This window comes from Stenotrophomonas sp. 21LCFQ19, assembly GCF_056861425.1.
In genome coordinates this window covers 298,551-316,313 of sequence record NZ_JBSPUF010000001.1, presented here as the reverse complement: position 1 = coordinate 316,313, position 17,763 = coordinate 298,551, and the positions used below count along the sequence as shown (strand labels likewise).

Sequence of the window (17,763 nt, the reverse complement as noted above, 5' to 3'; positions counted from 1 at the left end):
ACGTCGAACCTCCGCCGCCTGATTGCGGCTTCGACAACAGGATTTTCAATGCCCAGTTCTTTCCGCGCCGGCCCACGCCTGCGCCTGTCCCGTCTGCACGTCGCGATGCTGGCCGCCGGCCTGGCAGTGATGACGCCAGCCGTTCCCGCAATGGCGCAGGCCACCGTGGCCAGCGCCTCCGCGCAGTTCGACATCCCCGCACAGCCGCTTGCCACAGCCCTGGGTCAGTACATGCGTCAGTCTGGCGTACAGGTGGCCTATACCGCAGCCTTGGCTGACGGTGCCACCTCGGCACCGGTTTCCGGCCAGCTGGCACCGGCAGCGGCGCTGCAGCAGCTGCTGCGCGGCACCGGCCTCGCAGCCCGCCGCAGCGGCAATGGTGCGGTGACGCTCGAAAAGCTGCCTGCGGGTGCCAATAATGCCGATGACCTGGTCGTGACCGGTACGCTGAGCGTGGCAGGCGATCAGCGCGGTGGCGAAGGCAGCGGCAGCGATGCCGCGCGCCTGCTCGATACCTACCGCACCACCGGTTCGACCGCCTACATCCCGCAGCAGACCATCGAACGCTTCCGTGGCACCTCCACCGCCGACATCATCAAGGGCGTGGCCGGCGTCACCGCCGGTGACCCGCGCGTGGGCAACGCCCTGGACGTGAACATCCGTGGCATCCAGGGGCAAAGCCGCATCCCGGTGATCATCGATGGTGGCCAGTCCACCATGGATACCTACCGTGGTTACGCTGGCCAGTCGCAGCGTACCTACCTCGATCCGGACCTGATCTCCAACATCACCATCACCAAGGGGCCGAGCCTGCAGGCAAATGCCTCCGGCGGCATCGGTGGCGTGGTCGAGATGGAGACCTTGAAAGTGGATGACGTGCTGCGCGAAGGCCGTGACAGCGGCATCCGCGTGCGCACCGGCCTGGCCAACAACAGCGCCAACAACGTGCCCGACTACAGCGCCGCACCGCGCACCGACCGCAACGCCACTGGCAACCAGTTCGCCAACGTGGCCTTGGCCCAGCGCTGGGACCGGTTCGACCTGGTGGCGGCGTATGCCTGGCGCGATACCGGCAACTATTTCGGCGGCAAGCACGGCTATGACGACTTCCCGCAGACCCGGCGCACGCTGGCACCACTGAACCCGCCGCGCACCGAAGTGTTCAATACCTCCTCGCGTTCGGAATCGGCGCTGCTCAAGGGCACCTGGCGCATCGACGATGCGCAGACGCTGGAACTGGGCTACCGCCGCTATGAAGGCACTGCCGGCGAGATCATGGCCTCGCAGATCATCCGCGTGGACCGCGATCGCGTGCCGCAGTGGGACCCGGGCCATGTCGACATGGACAGCTACAGCCTGCGCTACCGCTTCAACCCGGACAGCGCCTTGGTCGACCTGCGTGCAAACGCCTGGTACACCGATGCCGAAAGCCTGATGTACAACAGCCTGACGGGCATCACCCCGTGGTACTTCGATCGCCGAACCGAGTGGTATGACGCGCCAAGTTTCAGCGGCAACCCCGGCTACAAGGATGCCTATGCCAACCCGCTGAAGCAGCAACGCTTCGGCCTGGACGTGAGCAATACCTCGCTGCTGGAAACCAGCGCAGGTCTGTTCACCTTCGACTACGGCCTGTCGCTCAGCGACGAGGACATCCGCCCGAACTCGCCGATCATGCATGACGATCTGGTCAACAACCGCTTCCTGCGCAATGCCGAGCGCAAGGAATACAGCGCGGTCGCATCGATCAAGTGGGAGCCCAATGAACACTGGGAGTTCATGGCCGGTGGCCGCTGGAACCGGGTCAATGTGCACGACCGCAATCGCCTGGCGACCGAGGACAAGTTCGAGGCCCAGGGTCAGTACCGCTACACCCAGCTGCTTGACGGTGACCCGAGCCTGCCGTCATGGCGTGCCAAGCGCATCGCGATGCTGAACTGGTACCCGGATGCCAATGGCAATTTCACCGAAGCGTCGCTGCTGGCCTCGCCGTACAAGAAGGGCACGGTGGCCGATATCGGTGGCTGGAACTTCTACGACGCCGATGCCGCGGAGGACCTGATGGTGCCGGTGAGCTGGACCTGGTCCAAGCCGATCAAGCGCCGCGACAGTGCGTTCTCGCCGACTGCAAGCGTCACCTACCACTTCGACGACGACAGCATGGTTTACCTCAAGTACGCCGAGGGCACCAAGCTGCCGAGCCTGTTCGAGACCACGCTGGGCCTGTTCACCGCCGCCAAGCCGGTCGGCGAGCTGAAGCCCGAGCGCTCCGGCAGCTGGGAAATCGGCGCAAGCACCATCAAGCGCGACCTGTTCGCCAATGGCGACCAGCTGGCACTGAAGCTGGCCTACTTCGATACCCGCGTGGATGACCTGATCACCCGCGATTACCGCACGCTGTCGGCCGGCTTGATCCGCAATGTGGATCGCTTCAAGGTGTCGGGCATGGAGTTCCAGTCCAACTACGATGCCGGCAAGGTGTTCGCCGACCTGTCCGCGCACTACTACTTCAAGGCCAAGACCTGCGCGCCGGATATTGCTGCAGAGCGCCGCGCCTACGGACAGGCACGCAACATCGAGGAATTGAAGAACACCCCGAACTGCGTGGACGGTGGCTTCGAGGGTTCCTACAGCAATACCCAGAACCCGCCGCGTTACACGGTCAACATGACCCTGGGTTCGCGCCTGTTCGACGAACGGCTGACCTTCGGTACCCGCGTGGTGCACAACGCCGGCCCGATCAGCAAGCTGGACAAGGAATGGAACGTCGGCCTGTCGGCGATCCAGCAGCTGTACCGCCCGGCGACCATCGTCGACCTGTTCGCCAGCTGGTCGTTCAATGACCAGTGGAACCTGGACGTCAACCTGGACAACGCCACCGACCGCTACTACCTGGACCCGCTGGCGTTGGGCATCCTGCCGGCACCGGGCCGTACCGCGCGGATGGCACTGACCTTCCGCTACTGATGGATAGGGTGTGATCGATGCAGCAGGTGATCCCGGCGCGGCAGCGCCGGGATCGCCGGTTGCAGCACACCATGCAGGCCACTTGGGGGAAGGCCCCCGGCAGACGTCTCAATCAGGACGACCGGCCCTTCCATAAAAAAAGGCAGCCGGTTTCCCCCTCCGCTTCGTTGTTGCAGACCATGACCACGACCGAAACCATTGCAGCTCCCACCCGTAGCCAGCGCCTGAAGGCGGCTACCAGCACCACCCACGATTCCCTGGACAAGCGGATCATGTCCGAGGACATCTTTGCCAGCCGCGAGCGCTTCGCCAAGTTCGTGCGCGTGCAATACCGTTTCCACCGCGACATCCAGGCGCTGTATGCAACGCCGTTGCTGCGCGCGCTGTTGCCGGATCTGGAACAGCGCCAGCGCCTGCAGCAGATCGTTGCTGATCTGGGTGACCTGCAACAGGACGTTCCCGCCGACAGCGCCGCCGTCATCCCCGACGACATCGAGCTGCCGCAGGCGCTGGGTTGGCTGTACGTGGCTGAAGGCTCCAACCTCGGTGGCACCATCCTGTTCAAGCTGGCTGGCAAGCTGGGCTTGGGCGCGGCGTTTGGTGCCAGCCACCTGGCCGCGCATCCGGATGGCGCCGCCCGCCACTGGCGTGAGTTCACTGCGTCGCTGGATGGCATCAGCATGACCGAAGCGCAGGAAGCGGCGGCCATCGAAGGCGCCAATGCTGCGTTCCGCACGGTGCGTGGCTACGTCGAGCAGGAATTCGCCTGATGCAGGGGGACGCACCAGCAGCCACCATGAAGGCAGCGACGTGATCCGCTGGCTGTGGTTCTGCATGGGCTGGTTGATGGTGGCGCTGGGCGTGATCGGTGCCTTGCTGCCGGTGATGCCGACCACCATCTTCCTGATCCTGGCGGTGTGGTGCTTTTCCAAATCCTCGCCACGCTTTGAAGCGTGGCTGTTGCAGCATCCGCGCTACGGTCGGCCGTTGCGGCTGTGGCGCGAGCAGGGCGCGGTGAGCCGCAAGGGCAAGTGCTTTGCCGCTGGCGGCATGGCGCTGGGCTACGTGTTGTTCTTCATCGGCGCGCATCCGAGCTGGAAGCTGGCTGTGCCTGTGGCGATTTTTTTCCTGGCCAGCGCCGCTTATGTGCTGTCGCGGCCCAGCCCGCGTGAGCCGGCCGATGGTGGCGAGCAGCCATGATGCAGTCCGTCGCCGTCGCCGCGCTTCCACCTGCATCAGCCCGATGCGACATCTGTTCGTACCACGTTCAACGCACCAGCCAGATCGCCAGTGCGACTTTCTTCCACGACGATCCGGAATCTTTCCATGCACGCTGACATTTCCTCGACCGCTAGCACACAGGCACTCACGCCCTGGGCCATGTACCAGTCCGCCGACTGGGTGGTGCAGGCGGTGATGATCTGCCTGGCATTGGCATCGCTGGCAACCTGGACGGTCCTGATCGCCAAGACATTGGAGCTTGGTCGTATCGGCCGTGAGCTGCAGGCCGCGCGCGAGGTGCTGGAGGTCAGTGGCAGCCTCGATAGTGCGGAGGCGCAGCCGTTGCTGCAGCAATCGGACCTTGCACGCAGCATGCTGGGTGCGGCGCGTACCGAGCTGGCCTTGTCCGCCGATGCGCAGGGCCATGATGGCGTCAAGGAACGTCTCGGTTCGCGGCTTGAGCGCATCGAGCTGGGTAACAGCCGGCGCCTGCGCAGCGGTGTCGGTCTGCTGGCCAGCATCGGTGCGGTGGCACCGTTCGTCGGTCTGTTCGGCACCGTGTGGGGCATCATGAACAGCTTCGTCGGCATCGCCGCGTCCAATACCACCAATCTTGCCGTGGTTGCACCGGGCATCGCCGAAGCCTTGCTGGCCACCGCGATGGGCCTGGTCGCGGCGATCCCCGCGGTGGTGATCTACAACCACTTCAGTCGCCGCCTGCTGAGCCTGCGGGCACTGGGCGGTGACATCTCCGCCAGCGTGCAGCAGATCGTCTCGCGCGATCTGGATTGCGGCCGCGCGTTGCCGCGCGACGCGCGCTGAGGCCTGGCAATGGCAATCCGTACTCCCCGCGAGTCCGACGACGAAGCGCTGGACGAAGCACACGAGATCAATGTCACCCCGTTCATCGACGTGATGCTGGTGCTGCTGATCATCTTCATGGTGGCCGCGCCGCTGGCCACCGTCGATGTACCGGTGGAACTGCCGGCCAGCAGCGCCAAGCCTCAGCCGCGCGATGCCGAACCGCTGTTCCTCACCGTACAGGCCGATCTGTCGCTGCGCATTGGTGAGACTGCGGTGTCGGCTGACGCGCTGGCGGCGGAACTGGAGAAACGCACCCAGGGTGATCATTCGCAGCGCATTTTCCTGCGCGCCGACCGTTCGGTCAGCTATGGCGACCTGATGGAAGCCATGAACCTGCTGCGTCGCGCCGGTTACCTGAAAGTGGCGCTGGTCGGGGTAGAGCAGTCGCCGTGACCGCCGCTACTGCATCCTCCCGCCTGCGTTGGGGCGGCAGTTTCGCGCTGGCGCTGCTGCTGCACGCCGTGGTCATCGGCGCGGCGCTGTGGTGGAGTCTGCGCACGCCGCCCGTGCTGGCCGACCAGCAACCGCTGGAAGCGGTAATGGTCGATCTGGCCGAGACGCCCGAGGCTCCACCCGCCGCACCAACCGAGATCCCGCAGGGTCCGCCGCAGCAGGAGCAGCAACGCAGCGAGCCGACCCCAGCGCCGCGCGTGGAACGCGAGCCACCGCCGCAGGAGCCGGAGGTGGTTGACGCGTACGTGCCGCCGCAACCGCGCGAACAGGTACCTGCCTCCGACGCCCACACCGTTGACCAGACCCTGGCGCCGCCAGATGTCAGCGCCAAGTCCAGTGAGCGCTACGCTGCCCGCCAGACCACGGCCGGGCAACAGGCGCAGGCCTCGGTTACCTGGCAAGGGCAGCTGCTGGGGCATCTGGAAAAATACCGCCGCTACCCACGCCTGGCCGAGCGTCTGCGCCAGCAAGGCGTGGCCTATGTGCGCTTCAGCGTGGACAGGCAGGGCAGGGTCAGCAATGCCCGGATCGGTCGCAGCAGCGGTCATGACAGCCTGGACGAGGCCACGCTGGAAACGGTGGCGCGCGCAACACCGGTGCCGGCACCGCCAGCGGACGTCGCTGGCGACCCGGTGGAGGTGATGGTGCCGGTGGAGTTCTTCATCAATCGCAGGTAAGCGACAGCCCCTGATTCCCCGCAGGCGTGGGCTGTCCCTTCGTCCCGCAGGAAAGTGGGCTGTCCCCTCTCCCGCGTTGCGGGAGAGGGGTAGGGGTGAGGGCGCTTTTTAGCGGTTGTCTTGCAGCGCGCAGGCATTCCCCCTAGGGATGACTCGACTGCCTGCGCAGGCGCAGCATCGCGGAAAAGTGCATCCACGCCCGCCCGCAGTTAGCCTGCCCCCATGGATTCCCTGATCGCAGCTTCCGCACGCGCCCTGGCTACAGGTGACGTACTCACTGCGCTCAAGCACGTCGCATTGCGTGACGATCCTCCTGCACTGGCGCTCCGCGGAATCGCGATGGCCCAGTTGGGGGACCTGAGCCGTGCACGCGAGCTGCTGCGACGTGCGCAACGTGGCTTCGGCGCACATGAAGTCCTCGCACGCGCACGCTGCGGTCTGGCCGAAGCCGAAGTGGCGCTGGCGCTGCGGGAACTTGGCGGCAACTCCGAACCGCTGTCATCCATCGCGACCGTGCTTGATGCGCAGGGTGATGCGGCCAATGCACTGCAGGCCTGGTTGATCCTGGCGCGGCGAGCGCTGCTGCTGGGCAAGCTGGATGAAGCAGCGCATGCACTGGCCAGGTTGGAGGGAAGGCAGCTGCCGCCCGCGCTGAGCGCCATGGCTGATCTGACTGCTGCGACCTTGGCACTGCGCAGGATGCGAATTGCGCAGGCACGCGCGCTGCTGGAACGTGCACGGATGGCTGCGGTGCAAGCAGGTGTAGCCGCGCTGCAGGCGGAAGTAGATGAAGCTCGCATCAAGTTGGACCGGCCGGCCGCGCGCTGCCTTGGCGCAGGGGCGGATCAGCTGCTGCGTATTGACCAGGTGCAGCAGCTGTTGGATTCCGGCGCACTGATCGTTGACGGGTGCCAGCGCGGCATCAGGTCTGGTGCAGGCTGGCAATCGCTGGCAAGGCGTCCGGTGCTGTTCGCGCTTGCCCGTGCGCTGGCCGAGGCCTGGCCGGGTGAGGTTGACCGCGATGTGCTGATCAGCCGCGCATTTTCCATGCATCACTACGACGAGACGCTGCGCGCCCGGCTGCGTGTGGAGATCGGTCGCCTGCGTGGGCTCATCGCGGTGCAGGCGAAGATTGAAGCGACTGCTGCTGGCTTCCGCCTGTCGCCTTGTTCGGCGACCGCGGTGAAGGTATTGCTCCCGCCCATCGAGGGGGAACAAGGCGCGCTGCTCGCGTTGCTTGCCGATGGCGCGGCCTGGTCGACCTCGGCATTGGGTTTGGCCTTGGGCCAGAGCCAGCGCAACGCGCAGCGGGCGCTGCTGGAGCTGGAGGCAGCAGGGCGTGTGTACGCGATTGGACGTGGACGAGCGCAGCGTTGGCGCGCGGTGCCGCTGAGCGGATTCACGACGATCTTGTTACTCCCTGCTGCGCTGCCGATTGACTAGTGTCGCTGGCAGGCAGCCAATCGAGGACATGCCAGGAGATCGCAGCGATGAATACCCAAACCCTGAATCCCAAGCTTGCGGCGGCCAAGGTCCGCCCTGCCGAGGTGGTACGCAAGTACGGCCCGTTCGCCGGTTCGGACACCATCAATGGCGTCAGCTTCGATGGAAAAAACGTCTGGGCCGCAACGGGTGCGGCGCTGGTGGCCTTCGATCCGCGTGATGGCGGGACGTTGCGTAGCTTGGCCGTGCCTTGTGACGCCGGTACTGCGTTCGATGGAACCTATCTTTGGCAGATCGCCGAAGCGCGTATCGACAAGATCGATCCGCAAAGTGGCGAGGTGCTGGCATCGATCCCGGCACCGGGCAATGGAATGGATTCGGGCATGGCCTGGGCGGAAGGCAGCCTGTGGGTGGGGCAGTACCGGCAGCGGAAGATTCACCAGATTGATCCGGCCAACGGCAAGATCCTGCGCACGATCGAATCCGATCGCTTCGTCACCGGCGTGACCTGGGTGGATGGGGAACTCTGGCATGCCACGGGCGAAGCAGGGCGGAGTGACATCCGCCGCCTGCAGGCCGATACCGGCGAGGTGCTCGAGCGCCTGCAGATGCCGGAAGGCATCAGTGTCAGTGGGCTGGAGGCGGATGGTGGCGAGCTGTTCTATTGCGGTGGTGGAAATGATGGTCGGGTGTATGCGGTGAAGCGATCGGGTTGAGTGGAGTTGGTTGGGGTGTTTTACGTTTGGCTGATGCGATGTCAGCTTCGCGTCTGACGCCGCTCCTACAAGTGCTACGACGCTTCGTGCACTTTCCGGTCACCACGCTGCTGGATACAAGAGCCCCTCTCCCGCAGGCGGGAGAGGGGTTGGGGTGAGGGCAGCTTTTCGCTGTCAGGCAGAATTAAAGCAGCGGCACCAACAGCAGCGCGACAATATTGATGATTTTTATGAGGGGATTGATCGCCGGCCCTGCCGTGTCCTTGTACGGATCGCCGACCGTATCGCCAGTCACAGCGGCCTTGTGCGCTTCACTGCCCTTGCCGCCGAAGTGACCGTCCTCGATGTACTTCTTGGCGTTGTCCCAGGCACCGCCGCCGGTAGTCATCGAGATCGCCACGAACAGGCCGGTGACGATGGTGCCGATCAACAAACCACCCAATGCCTTCGGCCCAAGCAGCAGGCCAACCACCACCGGCACTGCGACCGGCAGCAATGAAGGCACGATCATTTCCTTGATCGCCGAGCGGGTCAGCATGTCCACCGCCTTGTGGTACTGCGGCTTGGCCGTGCCCTGCATGATGCCGGGGATTTCGCGGAACTGGCGGCGTACTTCTTCCACCACCGCACCGGCCGCTCGGCCTACCGCTTCCATCGCCATCGCGCCGAACAGATAGGGGATCAAACCGCCGATCAGCAGGCCGATGATCACCGTGTGGTCGGACAGATCGAAAGCAAAGGCCTCGCCCGGATGCGCCACCTGCAGGTTGTGGGTGTAGTCGGCGAACAGCACCAGTGCCGCCAATGCCGCCGAACCAATCGCATAACCCTTGGTTACCGCCTTGGTGGTATTGCCCACTGCGTCGAGCGGATCGGTGATGTCGCGGATGTCCGATGGCAGCTCGGCCATTTCGGCAATACCGCCGGCGTTGTCGGTAATCGGGCCGTACGCATCCAGTGCGACGATCATGCCGGCCATCGACAGCATCGCCGTCGCGGCGATGGCAATGCCGTACAGGCCGCCAAAGTGGAACGCAGACCAGATCGCCACACACACTGCGATAACCGGCAGTGCGGTGGATTTCATCGAGACACCGAGGCCGGCGATGATGTTGGTGCCGTGGCCGGTGGTCGATGCCTGCGCCACGTGCTGCACCGGCTTGTACTGGGTGCCGGTGTAGTACTCGGTGATCCAGACGATCAGGCCGGTCAGCACCAGCCCGATCAAGGCGCAGATATACAGGTTGGTGGCGCCGTGGCTGGAGTCGGCCATCAGCTGCGTGGTCACCGGCCAGAAGGCAATCGCGGCCAGCACGCCGGAGACGATCACGCCCTTGTACAGCGCGCCCATGATCGAGCCGCCGGCTTTCACCTTGACGAAGAACGCGCCGATGATCGAGGCGATGATCGACACGCCGCCCAGCACCAGTGGGAACAGCACCGCGTTGCGGCCGACTTCGGCCATCATCATGCCGCCGAGCAGCATGGTGGCGATCACCGTCACCGCATAGGTCTCGAACAGGTCAGCGGCCATGCCGGCGCAGTCGCCAACGTTGTCACCGACGTTGTCGGCGATCACCGCCGGATTGCGCGGATCGTCCTCGGGAATGCCGGCTTCGACCTTGCCGACCAGGTCTGCGCCGACGTCCGCACCCTTGGTGAAGATACCGCCGCCCAAGCGCGCGAAGATCGAGATCAAGGAACTGCCGAATGCCAATCCGACCAAGGCGTGCAGGTTGTCGGCCTGGCTCAGGCCCATGCGCTGCAGGATCAGGTAGTAGCCGGCCACGCCAAGCAGGCCCAGCCCGACCACCAGCATGCCGGTGATCGCACCGCCGCGGAACGCCACATCCATGGCCGCGCTCATGCCGTTGCGGGCCGCCTCGGCGGTGCGCACGTTGGCACGTACCGACACGTTCATGCCGATATAGCCGGCAGCACCGGACAACACCGCGCCGACCGCAAAACCGATCGCCGTGTACCAGCTGAGGAAGACGCCGACCAGCACGAACAACACCACGCCGACGATGGCGATGGTCAGGTACTGGCGGTTGAGGTAGGCCCGCGCGCCTTCCTGGATGGCGGCGGCGATTTCCTGCATGCGGGCATTGCCGGCAGGTTGTCGTAGGACCCATTGGGCCGAGATGATGCCGTAGACGATGGCGACAGCGGCGCAGACAAGCGAAAGCACAAGACCGTACTGTTCGAGCATGACCCCTCCAGCGTTGGTGGATGCCATCCAGCTGTGGATGAAGCGGGGACACGCCGGGTAGATCGAAGCACTGGAACAGACCCGGGCCGCGTGCGGCTGTGGTACGTGTCGCTGTGTTCAAACACTCTGAGGCGGCCTGAGTATGACTGCCAGCTGTCTCGACCGCCAGCCACCGCTGCTTGCTGTTGGGTTCAGTCGGATGCTGGCAACGTCGCGTATCTGTCCATGTGGAATCGCTGCCGATGAAAGCCCTGCTAGTCCTTGCCGTGACGGCCTTGTCGCCGCTGCCGTTGCTGGCGGCCAACGCCAAGCCCGAGATCGAACGCCCGGCAGCCAGCGCGCAGGCCACTGGCGCGGTGCATACGGTGCGGCAGATCCCAGAAGCCTGTACCCGCATCGAAGGCCACTTCACCGGCACGGCGGCGCAGCCGTATGACATGCAGTTGGTGCGCACCAGCCCGCAGTGCCAGCCGCGTGCGGTGTTCCTGGATGCCAGCAAGGTCAACCCCAGCGAGGCGGCTGGCTGGAAGCTCAATGAAGTGGCACGTATTCCCTCGGCATCCTGCAGCACGCAACAGGCCGTGATCGAAGTGTGGCGCAAGCCGGCCGGGCAGCAGGTCGCGCTGGACGGGCAGGGCCAGAACCGGGTCTATCTGGGTGACGCCAAGGCGCAGGCGGCGGCCGGGCGGCTGGCGGCATTGCCGGCGTATTCGGCGCGCCTGCAGATGGAAGGCAGACCCTGCCGCTGAGTGCGGCAGGATCAAGGCTGTTCTCCCGTTGCGCTGCTTATTCGCGCAGCTTCAGCTTGTCAGCCATGCCATTGAAGGTACCTTCGTCGGAAGGTGACAGGTTGGGGCGGCCAGCGAACACACCCATGGTGATCGTTCCCTGCACGAAGTAGGTCTCGCCTTCTTCCACTTCCATGCTCAGTACGTCTTTGGCTTCGGAGTGGACGGTGTATTCGTGGGTGCCTGGCTCAGCGAGGTGGATGAAATAGTTGCCACTGCGCAGCTTGCCCAGTTCCTGCTCACCTTCGCGGACCTTGAAGCCGATTGCGCCGCCAGTGAACTTTGACGGGCGGAAGAAGACGATCTGGGCCTTGTCGGCGGGGGCAGGGGCGATCAGCCCGCTGTGGGCAGCGGTCTCCCCTGCGACAGGGCTGTCGGCGACGGCAGCGTCAGCAGCCTGCGTTGGCGTGGCCGAGGTGTCGGCGGCTTCAGCTTCTTCAGGGGCGGTGGCTGACGGTGCGTCGGCCGGAGGCGCTTCCTGCGCGGTGACAGCGGCATCGCTAGCCGGCGGTGCCTGCACTTGTTGCGCGAACACACCGAACGGGGTGAGCAGACTGGCAGAAAGGACCACTGCGCACGAACGTAGACGCATCGAACTACTCCTTGGGTTGGACCGGGGTTTCCGGCTGGGATGTAATGGCGGGTACTGCAGTTGCAGTGATGTTGTCCGGGGGTGCGGTAGCCGGATCGACCGCGCTTGCGGCACCTGGCTGGGCCCGGACTTCGATGTCGGCCGCGGACGCTGCGCTTGCAGCGGGTGCTGGTGCAGCCTTGGTTTTGGCGACGCCGCGCGTACCGGCGGGAATCACGATTTCCCTGCCCCTGATGAACATGGCGAACGGGCCCGCAGCGATTGATACGCCGATCGCCATGCCGCTGTTGTCATCGCCGGTTGCCCCGAGCTTGAAGCCACGTAGCAGCAGTGGGCCTTGTGCCGTTTCCAGCGTGCGTGCAGCAATCAACAGTTCGCCGGGAGCTCCACCACCGCGTGCGGCAGCTGCGTGCACGATTTCGCCAGTCCCACGGGTTCCGCGGGGCAGTCGTTCGACGCCGTCGAGAACCAGCGGTTCGGCCAGGGTGATGGCGAAAATGTCGCCGCGTTTGTGTGTGGAGGATGCCAGCGGTTCGGCGATTTCAATGAAAACCGGGATGCCCGCGGGAATCGCGGGAACGGCTTCAGTCGGCTCTGTCAGGCTTGCCTGCTCCACTGCCTGGGCCGTCGGTGAGACTTGTTGCTGGGTGACTGCGCCAGCGCATGTGGCATGCAGGACCAGCGCCATCGTGGCGCAGCGGAATATGACTGACGACATGTTGATAGGCCCCCCCGCCTGAAGCGCTGATCGTAGCCGCTGCGGAGTAAATTTGAAATGCGTCAACCAGCCTTCCCAGGTAGCGTCAGGGAGGTGGCTGCGAAGGGCTGAAGCCGGAGTGCATCAGCCAGCGGTGGCGGTCCTGTCGTGCTGCGCGAGCTGCTGGCCAACGCGGTAGCCTGCCGCGGCCAAGCCGCAGACGATGAGAACGCCAAGCATCCCGATCAATATCTTGCGGAACATGCTGCACCGCCTGTGTGGAGGCCTTGGGCGAAGAATGCGCCGCCCACCGGGGCGGCACACCTGTCTGAAGTAATGCGTGATCAGGCTTTAACCGTAGAGCCGAGCCATGCTCGGCTGGAGCGTTACCGGGAAAGCACAACCGGTAGAGCCGAGCCATGCTCGGCCGGAGCGTTACCGGGAAAGCACAACCGGTAGAGCCGAGCCATGCTCGGCTGGAGCGTTACCGGGAAAGCACAACCGGTAGAGCCGAGCCATGCTCGGCTGGAGCGTTGCCGGGAAAGCCTCTGCCGAGCATGGCTCGGCACTACGCCGTGCTTCCGTCAGCGCTGGTCAACCGTCACCAGCAAGGGTGAGGCGAAGATGGCCGCTGGCGAAATCACCGGCTCGGCCAACGGGACATGGTTGCCGTAACGTTCGCGCAGTTTGCTGCGGACCACAGGCGCCTGCAGGTTGAAGCTGTCCAGGCGCGCCAGTGGCGCCAGTTCGATGCCGGCGGCGTCGCGGTACAGCTTCCACACCAGCTCCGAGCAATAGATGCGTTGGTCAGACCACGCGAAGCCCAGGTCATAGGGGCGGCCCACATAGCGTGCGGCGGCGGTGTGCATCCGGGCCTTGTTTGCCGGTGTCAGCGGTCTTGATGGGCGTTTGATCACATAGTGACGCTGCGCACCGCGATCCAACCAGGCCTGCAAGGGCGTATACCGCACCGGCTGCACCGCTTCCAATACCTGGGCTTGACCGCCACGCAGCAGGACGACACTCATATGGCTGTAACGCGAGCCGGTGGCGGCCTGTACTGCTGCACTTTGGCTGGAGGTGGAGGTGTGGAAGACGATGTCGCCATCCTGCGGTGTGTAGGCGCCGGCCAGTTGCGCGGATGCCATGCACAGCAGCAGGGCGATGCACTGCATCGCCCTGGAACCAGCGGTGAAGCGGCGTGGAGGCCGCAGACAGCACCGGCGACGGCGCGACATCAGCCTTCCCAGGCTGCCAGCTTCTTCGCCACGGCGACGTTCTTCAGGGTCACGTACTTCGGCAGGCCGTCGCGGCCGTACGGCAGCGGCGCTTCGCCGCGGATCAGCGGCTGCAGGTAGCGGCGCGCCTTCTCGGTGATGCCGAAGCCGTCCTTGCGGATGAAGCTGGCCGGCATCTTCTTTTCGTGGTTGGCGACCTTGGACAGCGGCGCGGCTTCGATCTTCCAGCGATACGGCACGTCCGAGCTGCGCACGATCACCGGCATCACCGAGTTCTGTCCCTTCAGTGCGAACTGCACCGCTGCCTTGCCCACCGCCTGTGCCTGTTCCCAGTCGGTCTTGGAGGCGATATGGCGGGCCGAGCGCTGCAGGTAGTCGGGCAGGGTCCAGTGCACCTTGTAGCCGAGTTCGGCCTTGACCTTGCCGGCCAGGTACGAAGCCACGCCGCCGAGCTGGGTGTGGCCGAAAGAATCCTTGGCCCCGCCGGCATCGGCGACGAACTGGCCGTCGGCGGTGTGGATGCCTTCGCTGGCCACCACCACGCAGAAGCCGACTTTCTCGACCGTCTGCTTGACCTTGGCCAGGAACACCGGCTCGTCATAGGCGCGCTCCGGCAACAGGATGATCTGCGGTGCGTCGTCGGGGTTCTCGCCAGCCAGGCCCGCAGCTGCGGCCAGCCAACCGGCATGGCGACCCATCGCCTCGTAGATGAAGACCCGGGTGGAGGTCTCGGCCATCGCTGCCACGTCCAGCGCGGCTTCGCGCACCGAGATTGCGGTGTACTTGGCTGCCGAGCCGAAGCCCGGGCAGGTGTCGGTGACCGCCAGGTCGTTGTCGATGGTCTTGGGTACGCCCACGCAGGTCAGCGGGTAGCCGTATTCCTTGGCAAGCTGCGAAACTTTGAGCGCGGTGTCGGCCGAGTCGTTGCCGCCGTTGTAGAGGAACCAGCGCACGTCGTGCGCCTTGAAAACCTCCAGCAGGCGCTCGTACTTGGCGCGGTCGGCCTCCAGCGACTTGAGCTTGTAGCGGCACGAGCCGAACGCGCCGCCCGGGGTGTGGGCCAGTGCGGCGATGTTGGCGGCCGACTCCTTCGAGGTGTCGATCAGCTCCTCGCGCAATGCGCCGAGGATGCCGTTGCGCGCAGCCAACACCTTGATTTTCCTGGTTCTTGCCTCGGCAACGACGGCCGAGGCGGTGGCGTTGATGACGGCGGTGACGCCGCCGGACTGGGCATACAGCAAGGTGCCTTTGGACATGGGCAATACTCTCCAGAGCGGGAGGACATTCCGGGACATTGGCCGGATGCGGTAAGCTGCACATATTGCGGTGCAGCGTGAATCGGCCCATGAGTCTAACGCCGCTGTCCGTCCCGTTTCCTCAAAACATATGGGAGTCAGGAATGCGATTGGTTCTGTTGGGACCGCCCGGTTCGGGCAAGGGCACACAGGCTACGAGCCTGAAGGAACAACTGCAGGTTCCGCACATTTCCACCGGTGACCTGCTGCGCGCCGAAGTGGCTGCCGGCACCGAGCTGGGCAAGCAGGCCAAGGCGGTGATGGATGCCGGCAACCTGGTGTCCGACGACATCCTGCTGGGCATGCTGGAATCGCGCCTGTCGCAGGCCGATACCGCCAAGGGCTTCATCCTGGATGGTTACCCGCGCAACGTGGCCCAGGCCAACGCGCTGGGCGAACTGCTGGCCAAGCTGAACCAGCCGCTGGATGCCATCGTGCAGTTGGACGTGCCGACCGAGCTGCTGGTCGAGCGCATCGCTGGCCGCGCCCAGGAGCAGGGCCGCGCCGATGACAACCCGGAATCGGTGCGTCAGCGCCTGCAGGTCTACAACGATTCCACCGCACCGGTGATCGACTTCTACGCCGCCAAGGGCACCCTGGCGCGCGTGGACGGCGTTGGCGCGCTGGACGAAGTGCTGGCCCGCATCCTGGCGGCGATCAAGCGCTGATGATGCAGGGCGCCGGCGGCTGACCGCCGTGCGCCCATCTGCGTGCTCGCTGCGGCGGCCGCGCATACAGAAACGCCCGGGGCCATGTGCTGGAACCGGGCGTTTCGCTTATAAAAAGCCAGCTAAGGGCGTGCTCACGGCCCCATCAGCATGAGCTCCCTGGGGATGGCCTCTTGGGGAGTAGGACCTGAGGGATACTGAGGCTGGCGTCACGTATTTTCATTGTGAATGTCGCGTGACGGTATCGGGGAATCCCCTACAGGCGATTGGGGATACAGCTCAACTTGGATCTGGATACCCCTAAACCGGCGCATCGGCGACAATCTGGGGATGAGCAAGATCCATATCCTCGGCATTGCCGGCACTTTCATGGGCGGCGTGGCCGCTCTGGCCCGCGAACTCGGTCATCAGGTCGAAGGCAGCGATCAGGCGGTATACCCGCCGATGTCCACCCAATTGGAAACCTTGGGGATCAGCCTTTCACAGGGCTATCTGCCGGGCAATATCAGTCCCGATTGCGACGAGGTAGTGGTCGGCAACGCGCTCTCGCGCGGCAACCCGGCGGTAGAGGCGGTGCTTGATTCGGGCCGACGCTATACATCGGGCGCGCAATGGCTGTCCGAGCAGGTGCTGCCGGGCCGCGACACCCTGGCGGTGGCCGGCACGCACGGCAAGACCACCACCACCACCATCCTGTCCTTCCTGCTGCAGGCGGCCGGGCGTGAGCCGGGCTTCCTGATCGGTGGCGTGGCGGAGGATTTCGGGGTGTCGGCGCGGTTGGGTAGGTCGCTGGCTGGGAGTGCGGGTAAGGCCTTACCCTCATCCGCCCCTTCGGGGCACCCCCGCCTTCGCGGGGGCAGGCCCTTTGTCCCCCCGGCGGGGGAAGGGGAGGACGCATCGATCCTTTCGGATCGATCAGTGTCAAATCGACCACTTTTTGTGGTGGAAGCTGACGAATACGACACGGCGTTCTTCGACAAGCGCAGCAAGTTCGTCCATTACCGCCCCTTGGTCGCCATCCTCAACAATCTGGAATTCGATCACGCCGACATCTTCCCGGACGTGGCCGCTATCCAGCGCCAGTTCCATCATCTGGTACGCACGGTGCCTGGTCGTGGTCGCCTGATCGTCAATGGCGAGGACAAGTACCTTGCCGAAGTGCTGGCGATGGGCTGCTGGACGCCGGTGGAGCGCTTCGGTTTTGATCCGTCGCTGGAATGGAGCGCACGCCTGATCAACCAGGATGGCAGCGCCTTTGCGGTGCTGCATCGCGGTGCCGAGTTGGCGACCGTTGAATGGTCGCTGCTGGGCCGGCACAACGTGCTCAATGGGCTCGCGGCCCTGGCTGCAGCGCATGCGGTGGGCGTCGACGTTGCCAGCGTCGCGCCGGCCTTGGCTGGCTTCCACAGCGTCAAGCGGCGCATGGAAGTCATCGGACAGGCGCAGGGCATCACCATCTACGACGACTTCGCCCATCACCCGACCGCCATCCACACCACGTTGGAAGGCCTGCGGGCCAAGGTTGGCGATGCGCGCATCGTGGTGGCGATGGAGCCGCGCAGCAATTCAATGCGGCTGGGTGCGCACTCGGATGCGTTGGCGCCGTCGCTGGATATCGCCGATGCGGTGGTATTCCTGGCCCGGCCTGAGCTGCCGTGGGACGCGGCAAAGGTGATCGATGCGGTGCGTGGCGATGCGCAGGCCGTGGCGGATACGGATGCCTTGTTGTCCACGCTCGGCGACGTTGCAGCTGCTGGCGACCACGTGGTGTTCATGTCCAACGGCGGTTTTGATGGCGCACCGCGCCGGTTCCTGGCGCAGCTGCAGTCGGCGTAGAACGGACTGCAGCTTCATCTGTAGTGGGGGGGGGGGGGGGGGGGGGGGGTTGGGGGGGGGGAGGGCGGGGCGGCACGATGGGGGCGGCCGGGTTGG

At 65.0% G+C, this 17,763-nt stretch carries 16 protein-coding genes; 11 read left to right on the top strand and 5 right to left on the bottom strand.

What is annotated here, in order from left to right:
* Positions 1-48: 48 nt before the first annotated feature.
* The 8 genes from AC13FW_RS01425 to AC13FW_RS01390 all read left to right on the top strand — a co-directional run bounded on the left by AC13FW_RS01425 (position 49) and on the right by AC13FW_RS01390 (position 8,341).
* Positions 49-2,967 carry a TonB-dependent receptor gene (locus tag AC13FW_RS01425; RefSeq protein ID WP_482987933.1) on the top strand — a complete coding sequence of 973 codons (2,919 nt, stop codon included), beginning with the start codon at positions 49-51 and terminating at the stop codon, positions 2,965-2,967.
* 179 nt (positions 2,968-3,146) lie between these two features.
* Positions 3,147-3,737, top strand: coding sequence for a biliverdin-producing heme oxygenase (locus AC13FW_RS01420; protein ID WP_282268566.1), 591 nt, complete (start codon positions 3,147-3,149; stop codon positions 3,735-3,737).
* A 40-nt stretch (positions 3,738-3,777) separates the two neighbouring features.
* Positions 3,778-4,167 carry a YbaN family protein gene (locus AC13FW_RS01415; RefSeq protein WP_296251842.1) on the top strand — a complete coding sequence of 130 codons (390 nt, stop codon included), beginning with the start codon at positions 3,778-3,780 and terminating at the stop codon, positions 4,165-4,167.
* Positions 4,168-4,293: 126 nt separating this feature from the next.
* Entirely contained in the window at positions 4,294-5,010 is a 717-nt protein-coding gene (gene exbB / locus AC13FW_RS01410) for a tonB-system energizer ExbB (protein ID WP_482987932.1), read from the top strand.
* 9 nt (positions 5,011-5,019) lie between these two features.
* Positions 5,020-5,445 (top strand): TonB system transport protein ExbD, encoded by a 426-nt coding sequence (gene exbD, locus AC13FW_RS01405; RefSeq protein ID WP_482987931.1) that lies wholly within the window; start codon positions 5,020-5,022, stop codon positions 5,443-5,445.
* Positions 5,442-6,182: an energy transducer TonB gene (locus tag AC13FW_RS01400; protein WP_482987930.1), complete on the top strand. Its 741-nt coding sequence runs from the start codon at positions 5,442-5,444 to the stop codon at positions 6,180-6,182. Before exbD ends, AC13FW_RS01400 begins: the two co-directional genes overlap by 4 nt.
* A gap of 222 nt (positions 6,183-6,404) precedes the next feature.
* Complete coding sequence (locus AC13FW_RS01395) at positions 6,405-7,625, top strand: helix-turn-helix domain-containing protein (RefSeq protein ID WP_482987929.1); 1,221 nt, start codon at positions 6,405-6,407, stop codon at positions 7,623-7,625.
* A gap of 47 nt (positions 7,626-7,672) precedes the next feature.
* Complete coding sequence (locus tag AC13FW_RS01390) at positions 7,673-8,341, top strand: glutaminyl-peptide cyclotransferase (RefSeq protein WP_482987928.1); 669 nt, start codon at positions 7,673-7,675, stop codon at positions 8,339-8,341.
* 184 nt (positions 8,342-8,525) lie between these two features.
* Here AC13FW_RS01390 and AC13FW_RS01385 read toward each other — a convergent pair whose 3' ends face one another.
* Positions 8,526-10,553 carry a sodium-translocating pyrophosphatase gene (locus AC13FW_RS01385; RefSeq protein ID WP_482987927.1) on the bottom strand — a complete coding sequence of 676 codons (2,028 nt, stop codon included), beginning with the start codon at positions 10,551-10,553 and terminating at the stop codon, positions 8,526-8,528.
* 242 nt (positions 10,554-10,795) lie between these two features.
* Between AC13FW_RS01385 and AC13FW_RS01380 the strand changes: the two genes are divergently transcribed.
* Positions 10,796-11,302 carry a hypothetical protein gene (locus AC13FW_RS01380; protein ID WP_481511670.1) on the top strand — a complete coding sequence of 169 codons (507 nt, stop codon included), beginning with the start codon at positions 10,796-10,798 and terminating at the stop codon, positions 11,300-11,302.
* A gap of 37 nt (positions 11,303-11,339) precedes the next feature.
* Here the strand turns inward: AC13FW_RS01380 and AC13FW_RS01375 are convergent, their stop codons facing one another.
* The 4 genes from AC13FW_RS01375 to AC13FW_RS01360 all read right to left on the bottom strand — a co-directional run bounded on the left by AC13FW_RS01375 (position 11,340) and on the right by AC13FW_RS01360 (position 15,124).
* Positions 11,340-11,933 carry a DUF2846 domain-containing protein gene (locus AC13FW_RS01375; protein ID WP_282268556.1) on the bottom strand — a complete coding sequence of 198 codons (594 nt, stop codon included), beginning with the start codon at positions 11,931-11,933 and terminating at the stop codon, positions 11,340-11,342.
* A 4-nt stretch (positions 11,934-11,937) separates the two neighbouring features.
* Positions 11,938-12,651 (bottom strand): hypothetical protein, encoded by a 714-nt coding sequence (locus AC13FW_RS01370; protein ID WP_482987926.1) that lies wholly within the window; start codon positions 12,649-12,651, stop codon positions 11,938-11,940.
* Positions 12,652-13,214: 563 nt separating this feature from the next.
* Positions 13,215-13,805: a YiiX family permuted papain-like enzyme gene (locus AC13FW_RS01365; protein WP_482987925.1), complete on the bottom strand. Its 591-nt coding sequence runs from the start codon at positions 13,803-13,805 to the stop codon at positions 13,215-13,217.
* Between the two features lie 62 nt (positions 13,806-13,867).
* Entirely contained in the window at positions 13,868-15,124 is a 1,257-nt protein-coding gene (locus tag AC13FW_RS01360; RefSeq protein ID WP_482987924.1) for a 6-phosphofructokinase, read from the bottom strand.
* Positions 15,125-15,267: 143 nt separating this feature from the next.
* On the opposite strand from AC13FW_RS01360, the gene AC13FW_RS01355 reads away from it, so the two are divergent.
* Positions 15,268-15,831 (top strand): adenylate kinase, encoded by a 564-nt coding sequence (locus tag AC13FW_RS01355; protein WP_057627841.1) that lies wholly within the window; start codon positions 15,268-15,270, stop codon positions 15,829-15,831.
* A gap of 330 nt (positions 15,832-16,161) precedes the next feature.
* Entirely contained in the window at positions 16,162-17,667 is a 1,506-nt protein-coding gene (gene mpl, locus AC13FW_RS01350; RefSeq protein WP_482987923.1) for a UDP-N-acetylmuramate:L-alanyl-gamma-D-glutamyl-meso-diaminopimelate ligase, read from the top strand.
* The last annotated feature ends 96 nt before the right edge of the window (positions 17,668-17,763 follow it).

What these genes read in the sequence shown, in the direction of transcription:
- AC13FW_RS01380 (WP_481511670.1), top strand. Translation starts at nt 10,796, where the DNA reads ATGAAAGCCCTGCTAGTCCTTGCCGTGACGGCCTTGTCGCCGCTGCCG.
- AC13FW_RS01395 (WP_482987929.1), top strand. Translation starts at nt 6,405, where the DNA reads ATGGATTCCCTGATCGCAGCTTCCGCACGCGCCCTGGCTACAGGTGAC.
- exbD (WP_482987931.1), top strand. Translation starts at nt 5,020, where the DNA reads ATGGCAATCCGTACTCCCCGCGAGTCCGACGACGAAGCGCTGGACGAA.
- AC13FW_RS01355 (WP_057627841.1), top strand. Translation starts at nt 15,268, where the DNA reads ATGCGATTGGTTCTGTTGGGACCGCCCGGTTCGGGCAAGGGCACACAG.
- AC13FW_RS01365 (WP_482987925.1), bottom strand. Translation starts at nt 13,805, where the DNA reads ATGCAGTGCATCGCCCTGCTGCTGTGCATGGCATCCGCGCAACTGGCC.
- AC13FW_RS01375 (WP_282268556.1), bottom strand. Translation starts at nt 11,933, where the DNA reads ATGCGTCTACGTTCGTGCGCAGTGGTCCTTTCTGCCAGTCTGCTCACC.
- AC13FW_RS01385 (WP_482987927.1), bottom strand. Translation starts at nt 10,553, where the DNA reads ATGCTCGAACAGTACGGTCTTGTGCTTTCGCTTGTCTGCGCCGCTGTC.
- AC13FW_RS01370 (WP_482987926.1), bottom strand. Translation starts at nt 12,651, where the DNA reads ATGTCGTCAGTCATATTCCGCTGCGCCACGATGGCGCTGGTCCTGCAT.
- mpl (WP_482987923.1), top strand. Translation starts at nt 16,162, where the DNA reads ATGAGCAAGATCCATATCCTCGGCATTGCCGGCACTTTCATGGGCGGC.
- exbB (WP_482987932.1), top strand. Translation starts at nt 4,294, where the DNA reads ATGCACGCTGACATTTCCTCGACCGCTAGCACACAGGCACTCACGCCC.
- AC13FW_RS01390 (WP_482987928.1), top strand. Translation starts at nt 7,673, where the DNA reads ATGAATACCCAAACCCTGAATCCCAAGCTTGCGGCGGCCAAGGTCCGC.
- AC13FW_RS01420 (WP_282268566.1), top strand. Translation starts at nt 3,147, where the DNA reads ATGACCACGACCGAAACCATTGCAGCTCCCACCCGTAGCCAGCGCCTG.
- AC13FW_RS01425 (WP_482987933.1), top strand. Translation starts at nt 49, where the DNA reads ATGCCCAGTTCTTTCCGCGCCGGCCCACGCCTGCGCCTGTCCCGTCTG.
- AC13FW_RS01360 (WP_482987924.1), bottom strand. Translation starts at nt 15,124, where the DNA reads ATGTCCAAAGGCACCTTGCTGTATGCCCAGTCCGGCGGCGTCACCGCC.